The organism is Rhodoferax sp. BAB1 (assembly GCF_013334205.1).
Taxonomy (GTDB): Bacteria; Pseudomonadota; Gammaproteobacteria; order Burkholderiales; family Burkholderiaceae_C; genus Hylemonella.
Map to the genome: position 1 here is coordinate 1,733,521 of NZ_CP054424.1, position 21,020 is coordinate 1,754,540.

The 21,020-nt window shown below is 63.0% G+C and carries 21 protein-coding genes and 3 tRNA genes; 11 read left to right on the forward strand and 13 right to left on the reverse strand.

Features of this window, described 5'->3' with window-relative positions:
* Nucleotides 1-13 precede the first annotated feature (13 nt).
* Genes dapE through HTY51_RS08250 form a run of 3 tightly spaced genes read left to right on the forward strand, consistent with a single transcriptional unit; the run spans nucleotide 14 to nucleotide 4,001 of the window.
* The gene (dapE, locus tag HTY51_RS08240) at nucleotides 14-1,159 is read left to right on the forward strand and encodes a succinyl-diaminopimelate desuccinylase (RefSeq protein WP_174252294.1); all 1,146 of its coding nucleotides are present in this window, start codon (nucleotides 14-16) and stop codon (nucleotides 1,157-1,159) included.
* Nucleotides 1,156-2,043: a 50S ribosomal protein L3 N(5)-glutamine methyltransferase gene (gene prmB, locus HTY51_RS08245; RefSeq protein ID WP_174252295.1), complete on the forward strand. Its 888-nt coding sequence runs from the start codon at nucleotides 1,156-1,158 to the stop codon at nucleotides 2,041-2,043. Before dapE ends, prmB begins: the two co-directional genes overlap by 4 nt.
* Nucleotides 2,040-4,001, forward strand: coding sequence for an ABC-F family ATP-binding cassette domain-containing protein (locus HTY51_RS08250; RefSeq protein WP_174252296.1), 1,962 nt, complete (start codon nucleotides 2,040-2,042; stop codon nucleotides 3,999-4,001). Before prmB ends, HTY51_RS08250 begins: the two co-directional genes overlap by 4 nt.
* Here HTY51_RS08250 and HTY51_RS08255 read toward each other — a convergent pair.
* Nucleotides 3,998-4,198, reverse strand: a complete 201-nt coding sequence (locus HTY51_RS08255; protein WP_174252297.1) for a hypothetical protein — start codon at nucleotides 4,196-4,198, stop codon at nucleotides 3,998-4,000. The genes HTY51_RS08250 and HTY51_RS08255 overlap by 4 nt on opposite strands.
* Before the next feature lie 95 nt (nucleotides 4,199-4,293).
* On the opposite strand from HTY51_RS08255, the gene HTY51_RS08260 reads away from it, so the two are divergent.
* Nucleotides 4,294-4,369, forward strand: a tRNA-Lys gene (locus tag HTY51_RS08260).
* A 338-nt stretch (nucleotides 4,370-4,707) separates the two neighbouring features.
* Nucleotides 4,708-5,244, forward strand: a complete 537-nt coding sequence (locus HTY51_RS08265; protein WP_174252298.1) for a hypothetical protein — start codon at nucleotides 4,708-4,710, stop codon at nucleotides 5,242-5,244.
* Between the two features lie 161 nt (nucleotides 5,245-5,405).
* Here the strand turns inward: HTY51_RS08265 and HTY51_RS08270 are convergent.
* The 8 genes from HTY51_RS08270 to HTY51_RS08305 all read right to left on the reverse strand — a co-directional run bounded on the left by HTY51_RS08270 (nucleotide 5,406) and on the right by HTY51_RS08305 (nucleotide 10,975).
* Nucleotides 5,406-5,481: transfer RNA gene (locus HTY51_RS08270), tRNA-Asn, on the reverse strand.
* A gap of 22 nt (nucleotides 5,482-5,503) precedes the next feature.
* Nucleotides 5,504-5,579: transfer RNA gene (locus HTY51_RS08275), tRNA-Lys, on the reverse strand.
* A gap of 66 nt (nucleotides 5,580-5,645) precedes the next feature.
* Nucleotides 5,646-6,395 carry a ThiF family adenylyltransferase gene (locus HTY51_RS08280; RefSeq protein ID WP_174252299.1) on the reverse strand — a complete coding sequence of 250 codons (750 nt, stop codon included), beginning with the start codon at nucleotides 6,393-6,395 and terminating at the stop codon, nucleotides 5,646-5,648.
* 16 nt (nucleotides 6,396-6,411) lie between these two features.
* The gene (locus HTY51_RS08285; protein WP_174252300.1) at nucleotides 6,412-7,527 is read right to left on the reverse strand and encodes a YeeE/YedE family protein; all 1,116 of its coding nucleotides are present in this window, start codon (nucleotides 7,525-7,527) and stop codon (nucleotides 6,412-6,414) included.
* Between the two features lie 33 nt (nucleotides 7,528-7,560).
* Nucleotides 7,561-8,334, reverse strand: a complete 774-nt coding sequence (gene ybgF, locus HTY51_RS08290) for a tol-pal system protein YbgF (RefSeq protein ID WP_174252301.1) — start codon at nucleotides 8,332-8,334, stop codon at nucleotides 7,561-7,563.
* A gap of 24 nt (nucleotides 8,335-8,358) precedes the next feature.
* On the reverse strand, nucleotides 8,359-8,877 hold the full coding sequence (gene pal, locus HTY51_RS08295; protein ID WP_254607023.1) for a peptidoglycan-associated lipoprotein Pal: 519 nt from the start codon (nucleotides 8,875-8,877) through the stop codon (nucleotides 8,359-8,361).
* 27 nt (nucleotides 8,878-8,904) lie between these two features.
* Entirely contained in the window at nucleotides 8,905-10,143 is a 1,239-nt protein-coding gene (gene tolB / locus HTY51_RS08300) for a Tol-Pal system beta propeller repeat protein TolB (protein ID WP_254607055.1), read from the reverse strand.
* Between the two features lie 40 nt (nucleotides 10,144-10,183).
* Nucleotides 10,184-10,975 carry a glycosyltransferase family 2 protein gene (locus HTY51_RS08305; protein WP_254607024.1) on the reverse strand — a complete coding sequence of 264 codons (792 nt, stop codon included), beginning with the start codon at nucleotides 10,973-10,975 and terminating at the stop codon, nucleotides 10,184-10,186.
* A gap of 268 nt (nucleotides 10,976-11,243) precedes the next feature.
* Between HTY51_RS08305 and HTY51_RS18595 the strand changes: the two genes are divergently transcribed.
* Genes HTY51_RS18595 through HTY51_RS08330 form a run of 6 tightly spaced genes read left to right on the forward strand, consistent with a single transcriptional unit; the run spans nucleotide 11,244 to nucleotide 16,059 of the window.
* Nucleotides 11,244-11,972 (forward strand): ABC transporter transmembrane domain-containing protein, encoded by a 729-nt coding sequence (locus HTY51_RS18595; RefSeq protein ID WP_254607025.1) that lies wholly within the window; start codon nucleotides 11,244-11,246, stop codon nucleotides 11,970-11,972.
* Complete coding sequence (locus HTY51_RS18600; RefSeq protein ID WP_254607026.1) at nucleotides 11,969-12,994, forward strand: ATP-binding cassette domain-containing protein; 1,026 nt, start codon at nucleotides 11,969-11,971, stop codon at nucleotides 12,992-12,994. The genes HTY51_RS18595 and HTY51_RS18600 overlap by 4 nt, the downstream gene beginning before the upstream one ends.
* A complete protein-coding gene (locus tag HTY51_RS08315; protein WP_174252304.1) occupies nucleotides 12,991-13,707 on the forward strand; it encodes a polysaccharide deacetylase family protein in 717 nt (238 codons plus the stop codon). The genes HTY51_RS18600 and HTY51_RS08315 overlap by 4 nt, the downstream gene beginning before the upstream one ends.
* A complete protein-coding gene (locus tag HTY51_RS08320) occupies nucleotides 13,700-14,380 on the forward strand; it encodes a bifunctional 2-polyprenyl-6-hydroxyphenol methylase/3-demethylubiquinol 3-O-methyltransferase UbiG (RefSeq protein ID WP_174252305.1) in 681 nt (226 codons plus the stop codon). Before HTY51_RS08315 ends, HTY51_RS08320 begins: the two co-directional genes overlap by 8 nt.
* A gap of 7 nt (nucleotides 14,381-14,387) precedes the next feature.
* The gene (locus HTY51_RS08325) at nucleotides 14,388-15,275 is read left to right on the forward strand and encodes a DUF6492 family protein (RefSeq protein ID WP_174252306.1); all 888 of its coding nucleotides are present in this window, start codon (nucleotides 14,388-14,390) and stop codon (nucleotides 15,273-15,275) included.
* Between the two features lie 31 nt (nucleotides 15,276-15,306).
* Nucleotides 15,307-16,059: a hypothetical protein gene (locus HTY51_RS08330; RefSeq protein ID WP_174252307.1), complete on the forward strand. Its 753-nt coding sequence runs from the start codon at nucleotides 15,307-15,309 to the stop codon at nucleotides 16,057-16,059.
* Here the strand turns inward: HTY51_RS08330 and HTY51_RS08335 are convergent.
* Genes HTY51_RS08335 through HTY51_RS08350 form a run of 4 tightly spaced genes read right to left on the reverse strand, consistent with a single transcriptional unit; the run spans nucleotide 16,056 to nucleotide 21,019 of the window.
* A complete protein-coding gene (locus tag HTY51_RS08335) occupies nucleotides 16,056-17,558 on the reverse strand; it encodes a hypothetical protein (RefSeq protein WP_174252308.1) in 1,503 nt (500 codons plus the stop codon). The two genes, HTY51_RS08330 and HTY51_RS08335, sit on opposite strands and share 4 nt — an antisense overlap.
* A gap of 55 nt (nucleotides 17,559-17,613) precedes the next feature.
* The gene (locus tag HTY51_RS08340) at nucleotides 17,614-18,546 is read right to left on the reverse strand and encodes a glycosyltransferase family 2 protein (protein WP_174252309.1); all 933 of its coding nucleotides are present in this window, start codon (nucleotides 18,544-18,546) and stop codon (nucleotides 17,614-17,616) included.
* On the reverse strand, nucleotides 18,543-19,886 hold the full coding sequence (locus HTY51_RS08345) for a glycosyltransferase (protein WP_174252310.1): 1,344 nt from the start codon (nucleotides 19,884-19,886) through the stop codon (nucleotides 18,543-18,545). Before HTY51_RS08345 ends, HTY51_RS08340 begins: the two co-directional genes overlap by 4 nt.
* The gene (locus HTY51_RS08350; protein WP_174252311.1) at nucleotides 19,883-21,019 is read right to left on the reverse strand and encodes a glycosyltransferase family 4 protein; all 1,137 of its coding nucleotides are present in this window, start codon (nucleotides 21,017-21,019) and stop codon (nucleotides 19,883-19,885) included. Before HTY51_RS08350 ends, HTY51_RS08345 begins: the two co-directional genes overlap by 4 nt.
* Nucleotide 21,020 lies beyond the last annotated feature (1 nt).

Here is a 21,020-nt window from a genome sequence, read left to right on the forward strand (position 1 = left end):
GAGAACGCCATCCATGAGCCGTACCCTGCAACTGACCGAGCAACTGATCGCGCGCGCCTCCGTCACCCCCGACGACGCCGGCTGCCAGGCCCTGCTGGCCGAGCGCCTCCAGCCGCTGGGTTTTGCCTGTGAAACCATCACCAGCGGCCCGGCCGATTTCCGCGTCAGCAACCTGTGGGCCAAACGCGTAGCCCAGGCCGGCGCCCCGCTGCTGGTCTTTGCCGGCCACACCGACGTGGTGCCCACCGGCCCGGTGGCCCAGTGGAGCCAGGACCCCTTCACGCCCACACACCGCGACGGCAAGCTCTATGGCCGCGGCGCCAGTGACATGAAAACCTCGATCGCCGCCTTTGTGGTGGCGGTGGAGGAGTTTGTCGCCGCGCAACCCCAGGCACCGCTGAACATTGCCCTGCTGCTGACCAGCGACGAGGAAGGCCCGGCCGTGGACGGCACCGTCAAGGTCTGCGAGGCCCTGCAGGCGCGCGGCGAAAAGCTGGACTACTGCATCGTCGGCGAACCCACCTCGCTGCAGCGCACCGGCGACATGATCAAGAACGGCCGGCGCGGCACCATGAGCGGCAAGCTCACGGTCAAGGGCGTGCAGGGCCATATCGCCTACCCGCACCTGGCCCGCAACCCCATCCACCTGTTCGCGCCCGCGCTGACCGAACTGACGGCCATCGAATGGGACAGAGGCAACGACTTCTTCCCGCCCACGACCTGGCAGGTCAGCAACATCCATGGTGGCACCGGCGCCAGCAACATCATTCCCGGCAACGTCGTGGTGGACTTCAACTTCCGCTTCTGCACCGAGTCCACGCCGCAAAGCCTGCAGCAGCGACTCACCACCGTACTGAACAAGCACGAGCTGGAATACGACATCACGTGGACCATCGGCGGCCTGCCCTTCCTCACGACACCGGGCACCTTGGTCAACGCGGTGCGCGAGGCCATCCGCGCCGAAGCCGGCATCGAGACCGAGCTTTCCACCAGCGGCGGCACCAGTGACGGTCGTTTCATCGCCCAAGTCTGCCCACAGGTCATCGAGCTCGGCCCCACCAACGCCACCATCCACAAGATCGACGAGTATGTTCCGCTGGCCGACATCGAGCCGCTGAAGAACATCTACCGGCGCGTGCTGGAAAAGCTCGCGCTATGAGCAGCGTCACCACGAAGCTGCCGACCGTGATCGAACTGATCGAGGCCGGAGCGAAACAGTTCGAGTCTGCCGGCGTGGCCTACGGCCATGGCACCCACAACGCCTTCGACGAGGCCGCCTGGCTGGTGCTGTGGCAGCTGGGTCTGCCACTGGACGAACTCGATACCGTGGCCCCCCACCAGGTGCATGCCGAGGAAGCCGCCAAGGTCGCCGCCCTGCTGCAAGAACGCATCCGCACCCGCAAGCCGGCCGCCTACCTGACCCGCGAAGCCTGGCTGCAGGGCGTGCCCTTTTATGTGGACGAACGCGCCATCGTGCCGCGCAGTTTCATCGCCGAACTGCTGGCCGACGGCACCATCGATGCCTGGCTGGGCGAGCACACGAAACGCGTGCTGGACCTGTGCACCGGCAACGGCAGCCTGGCCGTGCTGGCGGCCCTGGCCTGGCCGGAAGTCACGGTGGACGCGGCCGACCTCTCGGCCGAAGCACTGGCCGTGGCCCTCATCAACGTCGAGAAACATGGCCTGCAGGACCGCATCACGCTGCTGACCTCCGACGGGCTGGCCAGCGTGCGCGGCCCCTACGACCTGATCCTGTGCAACCCGCCCTACGTCAATGCGCAGAGCATGGCCGCCCTGCCCGCCGAGTACCGCGCCGAACCCGAACTCGCCCTGGCCGGGGGAACGGACGGCATGGACTTCATCCGCAAACTGCTGCGCGAGGCCCCCGCACAGATGAACGAACACGCCGTGCTGGTGCTGGAAATCGGCAACGAGCGTGAGCACTTCGAAGCGGCCTTTCCCCGCCTGGAAGTCGCCTGGCTGGAAACCAGTGCCGGCGACGAACAAGTTCTCCTGATTACGCGTGAAGCGCTTCTGAAATGATCACCCTGAAAAATGTCACCCTGCGCCGCGGCGCCAGGGTGTTGCTGGATGCTGCCTCCGTCACCGTCAACCCCGGTGAAAAAGTAGGCCTCGTGGGCCGCAATGGCGCCGGCAAGTCCACCCTGTTTGCCCTGCTCAACGGCACCCTGCACGAGGACAGCGGCGACTGCACCATCCCCGCGCAGTGGCGCCTGGCCCAGGTGGCCCAGGACATGCCGGAGACGAGCGAGTCCGCCACCGACTTCGTGATCGCCGGTGACACACGCCTGGTCGCCGCGCAGGCCGAGGTCCTGGCCGCCGAGGCCACCGACGACGGCGAGCGCATGGGGCACGCGTATATGGAGCTGCACGATGCCGGCGCCCACGATGCTTCAGCCCGCGCGCAGGCGCTGATCCTGGGCCTGGGCTTCAGGACGACGGAACTCGACAAACCCGTCAACAGCTTCTCCGGCGGCTGGCGCATGCGCCTGCAATTGGCGCGAGCGTTGATGTGCCCCTCCGACCTGCTGCTACTGGACGAGCCGACCAACCACCTGGACCTGGACGCCCTGGTCTGGCTGGAGGCCTGGCTGCAGCGCTACCCCGGCACCATGCTGGTCATCAGCCACGATCGCGAATTCCTGGACGCCGTGACCGGCGTGACGGTGCACATCGAGAGCGCCAAGCTGAACCGCTACGGTGGCAACTACACCAAGTTCGAGGACATGCGGGCCGAGAAGATGGAGCAGCAGCAGGCCTCCTACGCCAAGCAGCAGGAGAAGATCGCCCACCTGAAGAAGTTCATCGACCGCTTCAAGGCCCAGGCCAGCAAGGCAAAACAGGCACAAAGCCGGGTCAAGGCCCTGGACCGCATGGAGAAGATCGGCCCGCTGCTGGCCGAGGCCGAATTCACCTTCGAATTCAAGGAGCCGGCCAGCCTGCCCAACCCCATGCTGTCCATGCAGGGCATCGACTTCGGCTACCCGCCCCCCGAAGGCGCACCGGCCGGCACACCTCCGACGGTGATTGTGAAGAACGTCAGCAAGTCGGTGCTGGCCGGACAACGCATCGGCATCCTGGGCGCCAACGGCCAGGGCAAGTCCACCGTGGTCAAGACCATCGCCCGCGACCTGGCCCCCCTGGCCGGCGAGATCATCGAAGGCAAGGGCCTGTCCATCGGCTACTTTGCCCAGCAGGAACTCGACGTGCTGCGCCCGCAGGACACGCCGCTGGAACACATGATCTGGCTGGTCAAGGACACCACGGCCCGCGGCGCACTCAGCGGCCAGCCCACGCGCGAGCAGGACCTGCGCAGTTTCCTGGGCGGTTTCAACTTCACGGGCGACCAGGTCAAGCAGGCCGTGGGCACCATGAGCGGCGGCGAGAAGGCACGCCTGGTGCTGTGCATGCTGGTCTGGCAGCGCCCCAACCTGCTGCTGCTGGACGAGCCCACCAACCACCTGGACCTGGCCACGCGCGAGGCCCTGGGCATGGCGCTGAACGAATTCGAAGGAACGGTGATGCTGGTCAGCCACGACCGTGCCCTGCTGCGCGCCGTCTGCGACGAGTTCTGGCTGGTCTCGCGCGGCGGCATCAGCCCCTTCGACGGCGACCTCGACGACTACCAGCGTTACCTGCTGGACGAAGCCAAACGCCAGCGCGAAGCGCTCAAGGAAGCCAATGCTGCGGCCGCCACCACGGCCGCGAGCGCCCCACCCCCGCCCCCGGTGGCCACGCCCGAGCCCGCACGCCCACGCCGCGAGGACAATCGCACGCGTCAGTTACGCAAGGAATTCGAGCAGTGCGAGGCCCGCATGGCCGAACTGGCGCAGGAGAAAGCCGTGCTCGAAGAGCGCCTCACCGGCCAGCCCGGCATGGACGAGATCAATGAACTCGGCAAGCGCCTGGGCGCCCTGCAGGACGAACTGGACCAGCTGGAAGCGCGCTGGCTCGAACTGAGCGGCGAGCTGGGCGACTAGTCGGCCGCGCGTGCAGGCGCCTGCTGCATCTGCTGCATGGATTCGCCGACCTTCTGCTGCACCTGCTCCATGGTCTGCTTGCCCTGCTCCAGTTCCAGCTTCTTCGCCGCGCCCACGGTGGCCGCCGTGGTCGCCGTTTCGGCACCACAGCCCGTCAGCAGGAGCGTGGACAGGGCAAGGATGGATGGTTTGATCATGGTCGTTTCTCCTGTGTGACGCCGACGCGGTTACAGCGCATTTTGTCTCCTGCGCCACCTCGAAGAGGCTGATTTTTATGCAATAATTAAGGTCTGGGTTCTTAGCTCAGTTGGTAGAGCAGCGGACTCTTAATCCGTAGGTCGAGTGTTCGAGTCACTCAGGACCCACCAGACCATAAAGCGACCTGGCCTTGCGGCCAGGTCGCTTTTTTTGTCACCTCGCGCATGGGGGGCATGCCGGCAACATGGCACACCCCGAATGCCACCGTCCGCATCGACCAGAACCGGCCACTCGGGAAAAGCTGCCTTCAGCCAATCCACACCCCGTCATCCCGGGCACGGCGGATTGCCTTGTGCGTTACGCCTGGAAACACCATTTGAACCCAGCGTTGATGCATGTCAAAGCCGACCCGTCCCAAGGATTTCATACTGAAATCTAAATTCCGGCTAGGAGTCGGTGAGCGGAATTCATCAATGCGGCTTTTTCACATTCAACTTAGGGGGTTCTCATGAGCAAGATCATTGTTCCTATGGCCGTGGCCTGTGTATTGGCCTTCGGGGGCGCGGCCTTCGCCGCAGGTGGTGGGAGTGGTTCCGGTGGCGGAAGCGGCGGGAGTGGTGGCGGGAGCGGCGCCGGCGCAGCTGGCACGATGTCCCAGTCTCAGCAGCAGACACAGCAACAGGCACAGCAACAGGCACAGCAACAGGCACAAACAAAAACACAGATCCGTGACCAATTGAAGACCCAGGATCAGTTGCTGACCCGCACCCGTGACCAGCTCAAGACCCAGGATCAGTTACTGACCCGCACCCGCGACCAGTTGAAGACCCAGGATCAACTGCTGACCCGCACCCGCGACCAGCTCAAGACCCAGGATCAGTTGAAGACGCAGACGCGTGATCAGTTACAGACCCAGGAGAAAGCACATGTCCGCACCCTTGAGTTGTTGAAAGAACAAGAACAGATCCAGTTGAGGACGAGAGATCAGCTCAAGGAACAGGAGCAGATCCAGTTGAAGACGAGGGATCAGCTCAAGGCTGAATAACTGACGGCATCGCCAGCCTTCCCTTCAAGACCGGTCGCTACTAAAAATATAGCGACTGGCCCTTTCGGAAATCGCATCCGCAAGGTGTCTGATGCTGGCGCGCATTCAGGCCAGACAACAAAAAACCCCGTGCGGCGGATGCGCTGCACGGGGTTCTCATCTGGCTCCTCGACCTGGGCTCGAACCAGGGACCTACGGATTAACAGTCCGGCGCTCTACCGACTGAGCTATCGAGGAATATTCGGTACCTATATTGTACTGGTGGGACGTGCGTGACTCGAACACGCGACCAACGGATTAAAAGTCCGCTGCTCTACCGACTGAGCTAACGTCCCCCACAGCGGGACGCTCAACGCTAACCCCGACAAGCCTTAAATTATAGCGTTATTTTTGCGCTCTCTTCAAGCTCGCTTCACGATTTCGTTGAGTACCCAGCCCGCCGCGCACTGGCCGAAGGTGGCGGTGACGGACACCAGGGACCCATACCCGCTGCAGTTGAGGCTGCCATCGCCCTCGACGGCGCAGGAGGCATCGGGGCCGCTGACGGCTTCGCGGCTGAACACGCAGGCCACGCCCATCTTGCGCCCCTCACGAGCGGCGCCATGCTCCTTGCGCAGGCGGTAGCGCAACTGGGCCAGCAAAGGGTCGTGGGTAACACGGCCCAGGTCCTCAATGGCGACCTCATGCGCCAGACGCTTGCCACCGGCCGCACCGGCCGTGATGAAAAACGTCTTGCTGCTGATGGCCCAGGCGGCCATGGCGGTCTTGGCGCGGACCTGGTCGCAGGCATCGATGACGGCGTCCACGCCAGCCGGCAGCAGGGCCGGCCAGTTGTCCGGCGCCACAAACTCCTCGATGCATTGCACCTGGCAGCCGGGATGGATCTGGGCGATGCGCTCGCGCATGGCCAGCACCTTGGCCTGGCCCAGCGTGGACTCCAGCGCATGGACCTGGCGGTTGATATTGGATTCGGCCACATGGTCCAGATCGATCAGCGTGAGCCGACCGACGCCGCTGCGGGCCAGGGCTTCCACGGCCCAGGAGCCGACCCCCCCGACACCCACCACGACCACATGGGCGGCACGGATGCGCTGGGCACCGGCCACGCCGTACAGGCGGGCCAAGCCGCCGAAGCGACGCTCTGGGTCCATGGCGGCAACTGTCACGTCAAGTCATACGCTCCAGGCGCCACATCTGGTACTTGAAGCCGGCAACCGAGCCGGCCAGGATGGCGACAAAAGCCACCAAGCTGTTGAGGCCCAGGGTGGACAGGCCGGTCAGACCCTGGCCGATGGTGCAGCCCATGGCGGTCACGCCTCCCACGCCCATCAGCACGGCCCCCACCAGATGGTTGGCCACGTCCTCGGTGCCGCCAAAACCTTCCCAGCGGAAGCTGCGCGTCCACAAGGCCATGATGGCGGAACCGGCAATGACGCCGAAGACCGAGACGATGCCCAGCGTGAGTACCTTGCTCTTGTCGCTGTAGAACATCAGCCAGTCCAGTGCGTAGGCCACCGGGGCAACGAAACTCATGGCTTCGGAGCGGCCCGAGTTGGTGGCCAGGAAGACCTCTTCCAGGGTATCGGGGTGCTCGGCCACATGCCCCAGGGAGCCGCTGACCCACCACATGGCCACAATGAGGCCGCCCACGCCCAGGCCGGCCAGCAGGTTTTCACCCTGCATGAACTGCTGACCGCGCAGGGCCCAGACGATGAGCGCCGCACCCAGGCCCAGGCCCAGCAGCAAGGCGGCCAGGGAGGGCGTGAGGCCCAGGGCCGTGGCGGCCAGATGCGGTAGATTGGCCGTGACGGCAAAGTCCACGCCCACCTGATCCACGGTGGCCACGCGCCATACCGCAGTGATGCCCTTCATGGTGGCGAAACCCGTCATGCCCATGACCAGCAGGACCACCAGGGATTTGAGGTTGCCGGACCCGACCCGCACCAGGGTCTTGCTGCCGCAGCCCGAGGACAGCACCATGCCAAAGCCGAACAGCAGGCCACCGACGATGGCCGACAGCCAGAGCCAGCGTTTGCCGCCGTGCAGGGTCTTGGCCGGATCGATCAGCCCCGCATAGGCCAGCAGGGCAAAACCGGCCATGGCCACACCGATGGCCAGGCCCCACTGGCGCATGCGCGTCCAGTCGCCCATGTTGACCACGTCGCTGACGGCGCCCATGGTGCAGAAATGGGTGCGCTGCACGAGCGCACCGAAGAGCAGGGAAAGAAGAAAAGAAGCGCTCAACACCAGGGTGTTGAGCGCCGAGATGTCGGCGGTTTGCATGCCCCGGATTCTAAAGCCAGGACGCGGCAACCCCTACTTGAGACGCGTGAGGCGCTGCTTGGCGGCTGCGGCGGCCTCGGACTGGGGATAGGCCTTGATCAGGTCTTCCAGCGTCTTGCGCGCGGCCTTGGTGTCCTTGAGCTCGACCTGGCAGTTGGCGATGGAGAGCACCGCCTCGGGCGCGCGCATATGGTCCGGCGCCTGCGTCAGCAGGTTGCGGAAGTTCTGGATGGCTTCCTTGTAGTCACGCGTGGCGTACTGGGCATTGCCCAGCCAGAAGAAGGCCGCAGGCACGTAACCGCTGCCGGGGTAGCGCTTGAGCAGATCGACAAAGGCACTCTGCGCACCGGCAAAATCGCCCTTGCGGAAAACGCCCAGGGCCGCGTCGTAATCGCGCTTCTCGGCCTGCTCGGCCAGGAACTCCTGGCCATCCACCGTGACCTTGATCGGTTCGAACTTGCGCAGGCGCTCGTCGAAGCCGCCCAGCAGATCCTTCTGCTGGCGCTGCAGCTCGGCCACGTCGCGCGTCAGTTGCTCGTTCTGCCCGACCAGGCGCGCCATCTCGGCACGCAAGGTCTCGATCTGGCTCTGGAGTTCCAGCAGGCTGCGGCGCAGCTGGGCGTTTTCTTCCGTGCTGCGGGTGGCCTGCTCGGCCGCGCGCTGCTCCGCCTCGCTACGGCTGCTCTCCACGCGCTGGCGCAATTCGATGATGGCGCGGCGTGCCTCGTCATCGTTGAACAGCGCATGGGCACTGGGAGCACCGCAGACGCACAGCAGCAGTGCAAGAAGGCGGAGGGAGGGCTTCATCGGGAAGGTACCAGCGGGCGCCGATCAGCGGTAGCTGATTTCGGCACGACGGTTCTTGGACCAGGCCGCCTCGGCACTGCCTTGCACGGCCGGCTTTTCCTTGCCGAAGCTCACGGCCTCGACCTGGCTGTCGGCCACGCCCAGCAGGCCCAGGGAACGACGCACGGCCTCGGCACGGCGCTGGCCCAGGGCCAGGTTGTATTCACGGCCACCGCGCTCGTCGGTGTGGCCCTCGATCACGACCTTGCGGCTGCGATCGGCCTTGATGTGGCGGGCGTGGGCGTCGATCAGGGCCTGGAACTCGGGCTTGATGACGTAGCTGTCGTAATCGAAGTAGACCAGGCGGGAAACGTTGGCGATGGCCCCCTGGGCGGACTTGCCGTCACCCACCGGGGTCACCGAGGTTTGCGCCACCGTGCTGCTGGAGCCGGTGCCGGCGCCGCTGGAACGGTCTTCGACCGGCGGGTTGTCCAGATTGACCGAAGAGCAGCCCGCCATCAGCAAGGCCAGGGCACCGATCAGTGCCAGTTTTTTCATCGACATTTTTACTCCTGAGGAATCGATAAGGGGTTAATTGGATGGTTTCTGGAAGGGGCCCCAGTCGGGCTCGCGGATGTCGCCGCCCTGCCCGGCCAGTCTGGCCTTGATTTTCCCGTCCAGGGTGGTCGTCATCAGGGCTTCGCGTTCCTGTTGCTTGGTCGCATAAAGAAGCAGGCGGCTGTTGGGGGCAAAACTCGGGTTTTCGTCGGCGCTGGTTTCGGTCAGCGCCGTCACATTGCCGGTGGGCAACTCCATCACGTGCAGCTTGAAGGCGCCGCTGACCCGGGAAATATAAGCCAGCCAGCGACCGTCGGCGCTCAGGGCGGGGGAAATGTTGTAAGTGCCGGTAAACGTCACGCGCTCCGGACTGCCGCCGGCGGCGGCCGGCATGCGGTAGATCTGGGGGCTGCCGCCCCGGTCGCTGACGAAATAGATGAACTTGCCGTCGTGCGAGAAGACCGGTTCGGTGTCGATGCTGGAAGACTGGGTCAGGCGGCGCGGTTCGGCGCCGACGGTGGTGACATCCAGGGTGTAGAGCTGGGAACCCCCGTCACGGCTCAGTGTCACCGCCAGGCTGCGCCCATCGGGTGACCAGGCGGGCGCACTGTTGGAGCCACGGAAGTTGGCCACCAGGCGGCGCTTGCCGCTGGCCACGTCGTGGACATAAACCACCGGCTTGCGCGACTCAAAGGACACGTAGGCCAGTTGCCGGCCTTCGGGCGACCAGCTGGGCGAAATGATGGGCTCGGGACTGGTCAGGGCCGGCTGGGCACCCTCGCCGTCGGCATCGGCCACCCACAGGCTGTAGCGCTGGTCGGCCTTGGTGACGTAGGCGATGCGGGTGGAGAAGACGCCCTTGTCGCCGGTCAGCTTCTCATAGACGAAGTCGGCGATGCGATGCGCGGCCAGGCGCAGGTCGGCCTGGGTGACGGCATAACTCTGGCCCCCCAAGTCACGCCCGGCCACCACGTCCCAGAGGCGGAAGCGCACGTCGTAACGGCCGTCGGCCAGGCGCACGACGCTGCCAGCCACCAGGGAGTCGGCGCCGCTCTGGCGCCACAGGGCCAGATCCGGGCGGGCGTTTTCGTCCAGCGGGCCCGAGCGGGCCGCCACACCGCGGAACTGGCCACTGCGCTCCAGATCGGCCTGCACTATGGCGCTGATCTTCTGCGGTGCGGCGTCCTCGCCACGGAAAGGCGCAAAGGCGATCGGCAGCTGGGTCAGCCCCACGCCGGAGACTTCGACTCGGAACTGCGCCAGGGCCGGCATGGCCAGGCCCAGCCAGGCGCACAGCACGAGGCAACCTATCTCAAACAGACGGGGGAGGCGGTACGGACGATGTGTCATGGGTCTGGTTCAAACAATACAGGGCGAAATATTTGCCGAAAGCAGCCTGGGCCTGCATGGTACACACTGCGAAGCCCATGGCACCGTCCAGCAGGCCCAGGCGGAAAAAATAGCTGCGGATGAAGGCCACCACACCAGCGGCTGCGGCCCGGGCCATGCTGGTCTTCTGGCCCGCGCGATGGCGCTGCTGGGCCCAGGCCTGGCTGTACTGCTCCAGTTTGCGCCAGTAATGTGACGGTGTCGGGTAGCTGTAGTGCAGCAGGGAAGTCTTGAGCCGGCCGACCGCACCCTGCGCCACAAGCACACGCTCGTGTACCAGGTCGTCGCTGAAACGGGCGGCCTCGCGCCGGAACAGGCGCAGCACGAGGTCGGGTGTCCAGCCGCAGTGATGGATCCACTGGCCGCAGAACTGCGTCAGGCGCGGAATCTCCCAGGCCACGGCCGCACCGCCCTGCCCTTGCACCACCCGGGCGATCTCGGCCTGCAGCTCCGGCGGCACCCGCTCGTCCGCGTCTAGCGACAGCACCCAGGGGTGGCTGGCCAGGGCCAAGGCCCGGTTCTTCTGCGGCCCGAAACCCGGCCAGTCGGGCGTGATATGCACCACGGCACCCATGCGCCGCGCAATGGCCACCGTGTCATCCGTGCTGCCCGAATCCACCACCACGACCTCGTCGGCAAAGGCGACCGAGCGCAGACAGGCCTCGATGTTGGCGGCCTCGTTTTTGGTAATGAGGATGACGGAGAGATGGGTCAATTTCAGCCCGACTGAACAACAGCAGACCAGGCCAAGATACAGCCCTCTCCGCTGAAAACAAGTGTTTTGAGCCATTCGTGACTCAGGCGGGATCATACCTGCCCGTGCAGCCCGAATCGACCAGGACAACCCGATACAGTCCCTCTTGGAACAGACCGGTCTCACGGGACAATTCAGGTAGACTTGCCGGATCCATGCCGGATGCCTGTGCGCCCCTGTCGCACCCGACGAACCGACTCCCACTGCGCCATGGCATGAACGAAAAGCCATGACACAAACCAGCACCGCCATCCCCAGCAATCGCGCGCTCTATTTCCGCTTGCTGGACTATGTCAAGCCGTACTGGAAACCATTTGCCCTGGCCATGCTGGGCATGATGAGCACGGCGGCCACCGAGCCGGTATTCCCGGCCATCATGAAGTACCTGCTGGACAACGGCTTCAAAACGCCGGACAGCCGTCTGGTCTGGGCCATTCCACTGGGCATCGTCGCTCTGTTCACGTTGCGTGGCGTCCTGTCCTTCTGCACCAATTACGTCATGACGTGGATTTCGACGCGGTTGGTTCTCGATCTGCGACGTGAACTGTTCGACAAAATTCTGACCCTGCCTACGCAAGTTTTTCATGAACAGTCCGCTGGCAAGCTGATCTCACGTCTGATCTATGACACGGACAATGTGAATCAGGCGGCCACCAATGTACTGGTGATCGCCGTGCGCGAATCGCTCACCGTTGTGGCCTTGCTCGGTTATCTGCTCTACCTGGACTGGAAGCTCACGGTGATCACCCTGACCATCGGGCCTTTGATCGCCTTCATCATCAAACAACTCAGTCGTCGTATCCGGGCCGCCAGCCGCTCCAGTTTTGAAGCCCTGCGCGCCATGTCCCACACCATCGAGGAGAGCACCGCTGCACACAAGGTGATCCGTATCTTCGGGGGGAGCGCCAGCAACGCGAACGTTTTTTCCAGGATACCGAACGCTTCCGCCGCTCGATGATGCGCGAGGCCGTGCCGGCCTCGGCTCTCACCCCGATTACGCACCTGGTCGCCTCGATTGCCGTAGCTGCCATCACATTCCTGGCCCTGAGCCAGACCACCGGCCAGGCCAGTGCGTCCGCTGGCGGTTTTATTTCATTTATTGCTGCCATGCTGCTGATGATCTCCCCCATCAAACAGCTGACGGCCATCAATCCCATCCTGCAACGCGGTTTGTCTGCCTGTGAAAGCATTTTTTATCTTCTCGACATGCCAGATGAGCTCGACCCGGGTCGGCGCGAGCTGTCCCATGCCCGTGGTCACCTTGAGTTTGATGGCGTGAGTTTCAGCTACCCCGGCTCGGAGCGGCAGGCACTTGATGAGGTGTCGTTCCATGCCGATGCCGGCCAGACCATTGCCTTGGTTGGCGCATCCGGTGGCGGCAAGACCACCATCAGCGCCCTAATCCCGCGCTTTTACCGCCCCTCGACTGGCCGCATCCTGATTGACGGGATCGACATCAACGAACTCACGCTGGCCAGCCTGCGGCACAACATCGCGCTGGTCAGCCAGGACATCGTGCTCTTCAACGACACGGTGGAAGCCAATATCGCCTTCGGCTCGCGCGAGTCGGCAACACGCGACGACGTGACCGCCGCAGCCAAGGCCGCCAATGCCTGGGACTTCATCCAGCAATTGCCAGAGGGGCTGGACACGTCCATCGGTGAAGACGGCGCCAAGCTCTCGGGAGGCCAGCGCCAGCGTATTGCCATCGCCCGCGCCCTGCTCAAGAATGCCCCGATCCTGATCCTCGATGAAGCCACTTCTGCTCTGGACACGGAAAGTGAACGGCAGGTACAGGCCGCCTTGGCCACCTTGATGAAGAACCGTACCACCCTGGTCATCGCGCATCGACTCAGCACCATCGAACATGCCGACCAGATCCTGGTGCTCGACCAGGGCCGCATCGTCGAGCGGGGCTCCCACGCCGAGCTGCTGGCCGCAGGTGGTTATTACGCCAACCTGAGCAGAATGCAGACATGACGATTCCCATTCTCATGTACCACCAGATCGACGAACCGCCGCCACGCGGCACGCCACTGCGCGGTCTTGTGGTCTCGCCCGGCGCCTTTGCCCGGCAGATGCGACTGATCAAACTCCTGGGCTACCGTGGTCTTTCCATGCGGGATCTGGAACCCTATCTGAAGGGTGAAAGACAGGGCAAGGTCGTTGGCATCACCTTTGACGACGGTTACCAGAACAACCTGCACAATGCGCTGCCCGTTTTGTTGAAACACGGATTCACCGCGACCGTCTATGCAGTCAGCGACATGATTGGTGGCACCAACAGCTGGGATCATGGAATGGTCGAGGAAAAGCCCCTGATGAGCCATGCTGACTGGCAGGCCTGGCTAGCTGCAGGCATGGACATCGGCTCACACACACGCACGCATGCCGACCTTAACCAGTTGGATGCGACACAAGCGCGCGACCAGATCACCGGCTCCCGACAAGAACTCGAGAAGGCACTGGGCTGCGTGGTGCGCCATTTCTGCTACCCCTATGGGCTCTTTCGCCCCGAGCACGCGCAGATGGCCGCACAGGCGGGTTATGCCACGGCAACCACAACACGTCGCGGGCGCGTGCAGGAAGGCGATGACCCCATGCAACTGCGCCGGGTGCTGGTGGCCCAGGCCACCAGCCTGCCCCAACTTGCCCTAAAACTGCTCACCACCTATGAGGATCGCCGTGGCTGACATCTCTCCCCATATGTACGCAGACAAGACGGGCAACTATTTCGCCAAGGCCCGCACTGAAATTGAACCATTGCTGCCGCGCACCGAGGCTCAACCCTTGCGTGTGCTGGAAATTGGCTGTTCAGAGGGTCACACCCTTGAATGGCTTAAAAACATTGGCCGCTGTGCCTGGGCTGCGGGCGTCGAACCCTACGCGGAACTCCGCGCAACCCCTGGATCCGTCGATCGATTTTTCAAGCTGGATATTGAAGAAGCCTTGCCGGATCTGCCGTCTGCATCGGTCGACCTGATCCTGTGCCTCGATGTACTGGAACACTTGGTCGACCCGTGGAAAACCCTGCGCCGCCTCGATGCATTTCTGAAACCGGGCGGCATGTGGATCATCAGCGTCCCCAACATCCGGAACTACCGCATCCTGTCAGATCTGGCTTTCAAGGGGCGCTTCAACTACTCCGATGACGGCATCCTGGATCGTACGCACTTGCGTTTCTTCACGCGCTCTTCGGCCATTCAACTGACAGAAACCACCGGTGCCAGAGTGCAGCAGGTTCTGATCCCTGACACACAGCGCTGGCAAAAGAGGTTGCTCGCCCGCATCGGTCTGGGTGATCTGATAGCCAAACAACTGATACTCCAAGCCGTCAAACCCTCACAACCGGACCTGGTCGATTGAGGTCACGATGGAAGATCTTGTTCTTTACTGCAAAAGCTATCACACCGATCTCAAACGTGTCCTGCGTCTGGCCGCCTCGATCCGGCAACACAACCGGGAACACCTGCCCTTCCACGTCTCGGTCCCCATAGCCGATCTGGCGCTTTTCCAGCACCATCTCGGCACATTGGATGTCACGCTCCACACAGACGAGGAAATTTGGCGCGCATCCCCGGGGCTTTCGCCTGAGGCCCTCTCTTCTTTACCTGGGAGTCTGTCCCAGCAGATCGTCAAATCCGAGTTCTGGCGCCTGGGCCTGGCAAATGCATATCTTTGTCTGGATTCGGACGCCTTTTTCATCAAGCCCTTTGGCAAAGAGGACTTCCTTGCGCCCGATGGAACACCCTATACCGTCATGGACGAGGGGCATGAGATCCTCGAAGATGCCATCCACCACCGCAAGCCACAGGTTTTGGCTGCCTATCAAACCGACGCGCTCAAGGTACAACAGCTGCTCGGCCGTGCAGGACGCCTCTACAACTTCGGACCGCTGCCTGTCGTCTGGCATCGCAAAGTATGGGAAAGCCTGTACGAAAATTATCTGCTCCCGCGTGGGATCAACTTTGCCGATGCGATCCGGGAAGCTCCCAGCGAAGCACGCTGGTATGGAGAGGCTCTGTTGCGTTACCAGGCGATCCGCTTGCTTCCCTGCCAATCCTTTTTCAAGGTCTACCACTATGCCTGGCAATATGATCGCGACAAGCGCAAGGGCATCGGCAATGCCGATCTGAGTCAGTTGTATTCTGGCGTGATCTATCAGTCTGCCTGGGAACGCGACATGGATTGGCCCAGTGAGGGCGGCCACTGGATGTCGCGTTTGGGCCGCCGGCTGCGGCGCAAACTGGGGCGCATCTAACCGGCCTCGCCCAAGACCTGATTGCAGACGAATGAACTCCACTCACCCCCCGATTCTGCTGACCTCCAGCGTTGTTGCCCACGATACCGGTGTTGCACTGAGCGATACGCAGGAACGTACGCAACTGGCACTGGAATCCGTACGGGAATGGCTGCGCATTGACCCGGGGCTGCGCATCGTCTTGTGCGACGGTTCGGGTTTCGATTTCTCGGAACTTGTTGCTGACCGCTTCCCCCAAGCTGACATCGAATGTCTGCCATTCCACAACGATGCAGAGCGTGTCCGGCAATTCGGGCGCGGCTATGGTGAGGGTGAAATCGTCCGGTATGCAACAAAACACTCCCGCTTCATCGCACAAGCCGGCTGCTTTGCAAAATGCACTTCCAAGCTTTGGGTAGAAAACTATGCCGAATGCCTGAAACACTGGAACGGGAATATGCGGTTCAAGGGCGTTTTCCTGGATGTCTTCTCTCCCTGGAAAAAAACAGAATTCGCCTATATCGACACCCGGTTCTACATGGTCAGCTGCGATAGCTATCGCCGATATTTTGAAGATGCCCATCTGCATATCCGCAAGGAGCAGGGCCACGGCCTGGAGGAATGCTTCAGGGATGTCGTCCGTGAAAAGGCGTTGGCCCACATTCTGCTGCCCATCCCACCCGTGATTGCTGGCATAGGTGGCGGGACCGGCACTCATTACAGGAATCCCCTCAAACGCCGTCTGAAGGAAAAGCTGCGCCTCCAGCTTGTACGAGCAAGCCGGGATCACGCGCACCTTTTCTAACGGAGACCGGACTCCAGTCGCAGGCGAGCGAAAAGATAACCCAGCAGAACTGCCTGCATTTGGAGATTGTGCTCGCGATAGACCGAGTCCGCCAAGCCACGCAGGGCCCAGAACACAGCGATGAGGAAAAGCGCCAATGCCCAGGGCCAGCGTTTCTCGTCATCCAGAGCGCGCCATCCTGTCCAGGCCAGATAGCTCAAGAGAAACGCCCAAAGCAGACTGCCCCCCCATCCCAGCGCCAGGACGGTATCCAGCCAGCCCTGGTGTGTGTGGAAGAACAGCATGACTGGAGGGTGGCCACAGCGTTCCTCGATCAGCTTCCTGTAACTATCGCGCGATCCGTCCAGGCCCCGCAGCTGTTCCAGCGCCAGCTGCCAACCGACGCGCATGAGCATGATGCGACCACCATCACCATTCAACCCATCCACCAGTGCGTCCATGTATTGAGGATCCTGTGATTCAAGATGCCTATGGATCTGGGCCCTGAGCTCGGGCGTCACCCCTTCGCACATGAATTCGACAGGGTCTTGGACCAGGAAGGCCACTTTCACCTTGTCAAACATCAGCCCCCAGCGCATGTCCTTACGCAGGTACTGGGTCAAGAACAAAGCCAGCACCATCAACAGCACCAGCAGGAACATGGGAAGCCGATGACGCCCCCAATCTTGGGGTTGTGGTACTGCCGTTTTTTCACGACGCAGTTTGAACATGAACACTGCCAGACCCACCAGCAGCATCAGCAGTTGGTACAAGACCGAACCCCGGGAATAAGCAACCACCACACTGAGAAAACACAGGGCGATGCCTAGAGCCGACCAAGCCATCATCTTCGGACGTTGTGCCTGCCAGGCCCATAACAGGCAGACCGACAACAAAATCATCGCCTGCGTCCCCGTGTACCCAAGATTGCCATGCATTGGGTCAAAGCCGCGAAACCCCCAAGGGAAGCCCTGCCAGCTCCAGGATGCGGCAGACTGGGGATCGAGGATTTCGACCAGAACACGCCACATCGCACGAACCGGCAAATCGGTTGGAGGAGACTCGCCAAACAGGCCGGCCCAGGCCATCAGGGTCAAAAGCAGATGCAGCACCACCAGGAAGGCCGAGGCGCCGGCAAGGGCCCACAGACCGGGGCCACGCCGCCCCAACATCCAAACCGCACCCAGTCCAAGCAACCAGGCCGCAATCGACGTCCCCCATTGCGCTCCCAGGTTGCTCCAAGCCACCTCCGGTTGCCGCGCCCAGAGCGGGAAGAGACAGAGAAAAACGAACCAGGTCCACAGGGGCCAGTACGGTGTGCTCAGGAAATCCATCACGGCATGTGCTGGTCTCGATGAGCGCCTCACCATGAAGACCAACAGCAGGACCAGCAACCCCAGCAGCAGCAGGTTACGCAAAGCGGTGGTATTGGCTACGGGAAGAATGGCCAGATATGCGAGCAACAGGAATGCATACGACCGTTGAATCCCATCCAATTTCAGGCTCTTGTTGTTTTCCATTCACCCTCCTCGGGGAGACAACGCAACAGTGTTGGCATCGCTCCTCCTCGTTTTTTCAAAGCAAGTGCCTGATCTTGCATTTCCATAGCCATTTTTTCAATGGACTGCGCGGGGCATCTCCCAGCAACGCACTGTGCCGCAAAACCCTGCGATATTCGAGTTCGGGCGTCCAGTCGCCGGACTGTCTGAGCGCCTGATACGCAAGCAAAACGGCCAGATTACCCTGGCGCACATGTTCGAATCGTGCATCCGGATGCTTGCCCCGCAACAGCTTCTTGTTGCGCTTCATCAACGCGCGCGCAGCAGTATTACCCTTGAAGGTTGCGCTGCCGGTATGCAGGACGAAAACATCCTCGGTGATCATCTGTCGGTAGCCCGCCTTTGCCAGGCGCAGGCTGAAATCGAAATCCTCGTAATAACCGAGACCAAACGTCTGATCGAGACCTCCCAGCTTCTCCCAGACATCACGGCGGATCGCTATGCAGAAAAAGTCACTTCGGTAGGTGGGCATCAGATGCCCTGTCGGATTCTGGTTGATCCAGGCACCGATCTCGAGCCAATCCTGCTGAGTCGCATCTGGTTTCCAGAGACGCTGCCCGTTACCCGCGGAATTCGTTACCGGCCCCAGCATGGCGACATCGGGAGGAGCGTTGCGTATCACTCTCTTGAGTGCGTCCAGCGCTTGAGCTGGGAACAAGGTGTCATTGTTCACCAGCAGCAACCAATCTCCATGCGCTTGGACACCGCCCCAATTCATACCCCCCGCAAACCCGAGGTTGCTTGAACTCACAAGACAACGGACTGTCGGATGGTTTTCACACCAGGCTTCCGTTTTTTCCGCAGAGTCGTCCGGCGAGCCATTGTCCATCACCAGCAACTCGATGTCGGGATCTTGCAGCCATGGGTGCAGAGAATCCAGACAAGTCCGTGTGGTGACATCGAAGTTCCGGAATCCGAGCACCAGCAATGACAACAAAGGCTGCTTCAAACTGGCCTCTTACGTACCTGTCGCACCCAGCCTACCAGCTGCATGGACGATGCCTGCGTCGTGTACGGGCTCTCCCGCCCGCTGTCGGGCAGACCCGGGCTGCGCCAGCGCTCGTAGAGCTGCTCCAGCGCGGCGGCCAGGGGCTGGGCCACGGCGGTGGGGACGCTGTCACCTGCGGCCAGTCCGGTCTGCACCACCGTGTGCCCTTCGCCGCGGATCATGGCCGCCATCTGCGGGTTGCGGTGCACGATGGAAAGGATGGGGCGCTGCATCCACAGGTATTCGTAGAGCTTGGAGGGAATATATTCCTCGCACAGCGGGTCTTCGCCGTGCAGCAGCAGCAGGATGTCCGCGCCGCGCATGCGATGCAGGATCTGGTCGCGGCCGCTCAGGCCCGTGACGGGATCGGTCTCGATGCGGCCGAACTGGCGCACCCGCTCGCGTACCGGGGAGGTTTCCAGCTTCTGGGCCGCCGGGGCATCGATGGCACCACCGTAGATGTGCAGTTCCGTGGCAGCCAGCAGGTCCGGGCGGCGGATATGGAGCAGCTCCAGCGCCTCGATGAAAGGCAGCATGCTGCGCGAGGCGGAGAGCGAACCAAAATGGCCGACCACAAACGTCGCCCCCGGCAGGTAGGGCGGCAACGATTCAAAGGGGCGGTCGATGCCGGGCAGCATCATCTTGCCGCGCTCGCCAAGTTGCGGATGCCGGGCGCGGGCGCTGGCCAGGGCCTGGTCGGTGAACCAGACGGCGAGGTCGGCGTCGGTACAGATCTGGCGCTCGATCTCGGCCTGTTTCTTCTGGTGCGTCGTCGTGGGCGTGGTGCCCGGCACCACCAGCGGGTCGTGCACCTCGGCCAGCCAGGGGGTGCCGGTGGCGAACTTGAGCGCCCGCCCGGCCACATGGGCGGCATAGGCGCCGCCGGTGGAGTAGATCAGGTCGAAAGGCTGCTGGCGTGCGAGCGCACGGCCCTTGAGATAGGCCGTGAACCACCAGGACCAGGAGCTCTCCAGCGGACGAAACAGTTTCTCGATGACCAGGCCCGGCAGCAGCAGCAGCGAAGCCAGCGTCATCAGGATACGGTAGACGATGCCCTTGCCCACATGCTTGCGCAGCACATGGCGCAGGTCGAAACGCAGGCCGGCGGGGCCGGCAGGCCAGAGTTGGTAGTGCTCCAGTTCCTTGTCCTTTTCGCCGGACACCCCGCTGAGGACCACCACCTCGATGCCGGCCGCGCGCAGGTGCGGCAGCTTGTCGGTGATGGTGTGGCTGGCCGCGCGGCCGTCCATGTTGAAGGCGTGCGAGAGGACGAGCCAGCGTTGCCGCGGTTGATCGGTCATGGGGAATCGGGGGAAAGAACCTGCTGGTAGAGCGCTTCGTATTCTATCGCGGCCCTCTCCCATGTATGGGCCTGCGCGAACGCCAGGCCGTGCTGGCGCAGATGGTCGGCCAGCTCGGATGTGTCAAGGACGGAACGCAGCAGCCGGGCCAGGTCTGCACTGTTGCGCGGGTCATGCAGCAGCAGGGCTTCGCGCCCATCCTGCAGCTCGCGCGAGATGCCACAGTGCACCGGGCCGCTGACCACCACGGGCAGGCCATGCGACATGGCTTCCAGCACCACCATGGCAAAGCTGTCTTCCAGGGTCGGGTGCACCAGGCAGTCAGCCGCGCGGTAGGCCGGCACCAGGTCGTCCAGGGAACCCAGGAAATGCACACGCGAGGCCAGCCCGAGCTCCCGGGCCTGCTGCTCATACCGCGGAATGGAGGCCGGCTTGCCGGCCACGGCCAACTGCACCTCGGCCGGCAGCAGGGCCAGGGCCTTGAGCAGCGCATCCAGGCCCTTGCGCTTGTAGTCGTTGGCAACGAAGAGCAGCAGCGGCACGTCGAACGGCAGGTCGAGCTTGCGACGGGCCACCGTGCGTGTCATCGTGTCCTGCTGCAGCTGGGTGCCCGGCGTGATGACGCTCAGGTGCTTGCGGCAAGCGGGGTAGGCCAGCTCGCATTCCTGGCGCAGCAGGGTGGACGTGGCCACGATGCGCCGCTCACGGGCACGCCGGAACCTCGCGCCTTCCAGCCAGACATAGGTGGCCAGCCGCGGGCTGGTCCACACCTTGAGCCAGGCCCAGGCCCGCTGCCAGCCGCGCTTGCCCTGCAGCAGGTTGTAGCGCAAGGGCCGCACGTGGATGGTCTGCACCTGGCCATGCCAGGTGTTCTCATGGGAGTGCACCACGTCAAAGCCCTTGCGGGTCAACCACCAGCTGGACAGGGCAAAGAGCAGCTGGTTGAGCCAGCGTGGTTTCTGCCCCAGGCAGAACACCCGGTGGTAGGTCACGCCCGGCACGGGCTCATTGCTTTCCTGGGCAAAAACGTGAAGCTCGTGCCGACCGGCCAACTCTTCGGCAATCGACACCGCGTAGCTTTCGGCGCCGCCGGCGGTGCGGGAGAAGATGCGGTTGATGATGGCGATGCGCATG

What these genes read in the sequence shown, in the direction of transcription:
- HTY51_RS08325 (WP_174252306.1), top strand. Translation starts at nt 14,388, where the DNA reads ATGGAAGATCTTGTTCTTTACTGCAAAAGCTATCACACCGATCTCAAA.
- prmB (WP_174252295.1), top strand. Translation starts at nt 1,156, where the DNA reads ATGAGCAGCGTCACCACGAAGCTGCCGACCGTGATCGAACTGATCGAG.
- pal (WP_254607023.1), bottom strand. Translation starts at nt 8,877, where the DNA reads ATGTCGATGAAAAAACTGGCACTGATCGGTGCCCTGGCCTTGCTGATG.
- HTY51_RS08350 (WP_174252311.1), bottom strand. Translation starts at nt 21,019, where the DNA reads ATGCGCATCGCCATCATCAACCGCATCTTCTCCCGCACCGCCGGCGGC.
- HTY51_RS18595 (WP_254607025.1), top strand. Translation starts at nt 11,244, where the DNA reads ATGACACAAACCAGCACCGCCATCCCCAGCAATCGCGCGCTCTATTTC.
- HTY51_RS18600 (WP_254607026.1), top strand. Translation starts at nt 11,969, where the DNA reads ATGATGCGCGAGGCCGTGCCGGCCTCGGCTCTCACCCCGATTACGCAC.
- HTY51_RS08285 (WP_174252300.1), bottom strand. Translation starts at nt 7,527, where the DNA reads ATGCAAACCGCCGACATCTCGGCGCTCAACACCCTGGTGTTGAGCGCT.
- tolB (WP_254607055.1), bottom strand. Translation starts at nt 10,143, where the DNA reads ATGCCGGCCCTGGCGCAGTTCCGAGTCGAAGTCTCCGGCGTGGGGCTG.
- dapE (WP_174252294.1), top strand. Translation starts at nt 14, where the DNA reads ATGAGCCGTACCCTGCAACTGACCGAGCAACTGATCGCGCGCGCCTCC.
- HTY51_RS08265 (WP_174252298.1), top strand. Translation starts at nt 4,708, where the DNA reads ATGAGCAAGATCATTGTTCCTATGGCCGTGGCCTGTGTATTGGCCTTC.
- HTY51_RS08250 (WP_174252296.1), top strand. Translation starts at nt 2,040, where the DNA reads ATGATCACCCTGAAAAATGTCACCCTGCGCCGCGGCGCCAGGGTGTTG.
- HTY51_RS08345 (WP_174252310.1), bottom strand. Translation starts at nt 19,886, where the DNA reads ATGACCGATCAACCGCGGCAACGCTGGCTCGTCCTCTCGCACGCCTTC.
- HTY51_RS08335 (WP_174252308.1), bottom strand. Translation starts at nt 17,558, where the DNA reads ATGGAAAACAACAAGAGCCTGAAATTGGATGGGATTCAACGGTCGTAT.
- HTY51_RS08315 (WP_174252304.1), top strand. Translation starts at nt 12,991, where the DNA reads ATGACGATTCCCATTCTCATGTACCACCAGATCGACGAACCGCCGCCA.
- HTY51_RS08255 (WP_174252297.1), bottom strand. Translation starts at nt 4,198, where the DNA reads ATGATCAAACCATCCATCCTTGCCCTGTCCACGCTCCTGCTGACGGGC.
- HTY51_RS08280 (WP_174252299.1), bottom strand. Translation starts at nt 6,395, where the DNA reads ATGGACCCAGAGCGTCGCTTCGGCGGCTTGGCCCGCCTGTACGGCGTG.
- ybgF (WP_174252301.1), bottom strand. Translation starts at nt 8,334, where the DNA reads ATGAAGCCCTCCCTCCGCCTTCTTGCACTGCTGCTGTGCGTCTGCGGT.
- HTY51_RS08330 (WP_174252307.1), top strand. Translation starts at nt 15,307, where the DNA reads ATGAACTCCACTCACCCCCCGATTCTGCTGACCTCCAGCGTTGTTGCC.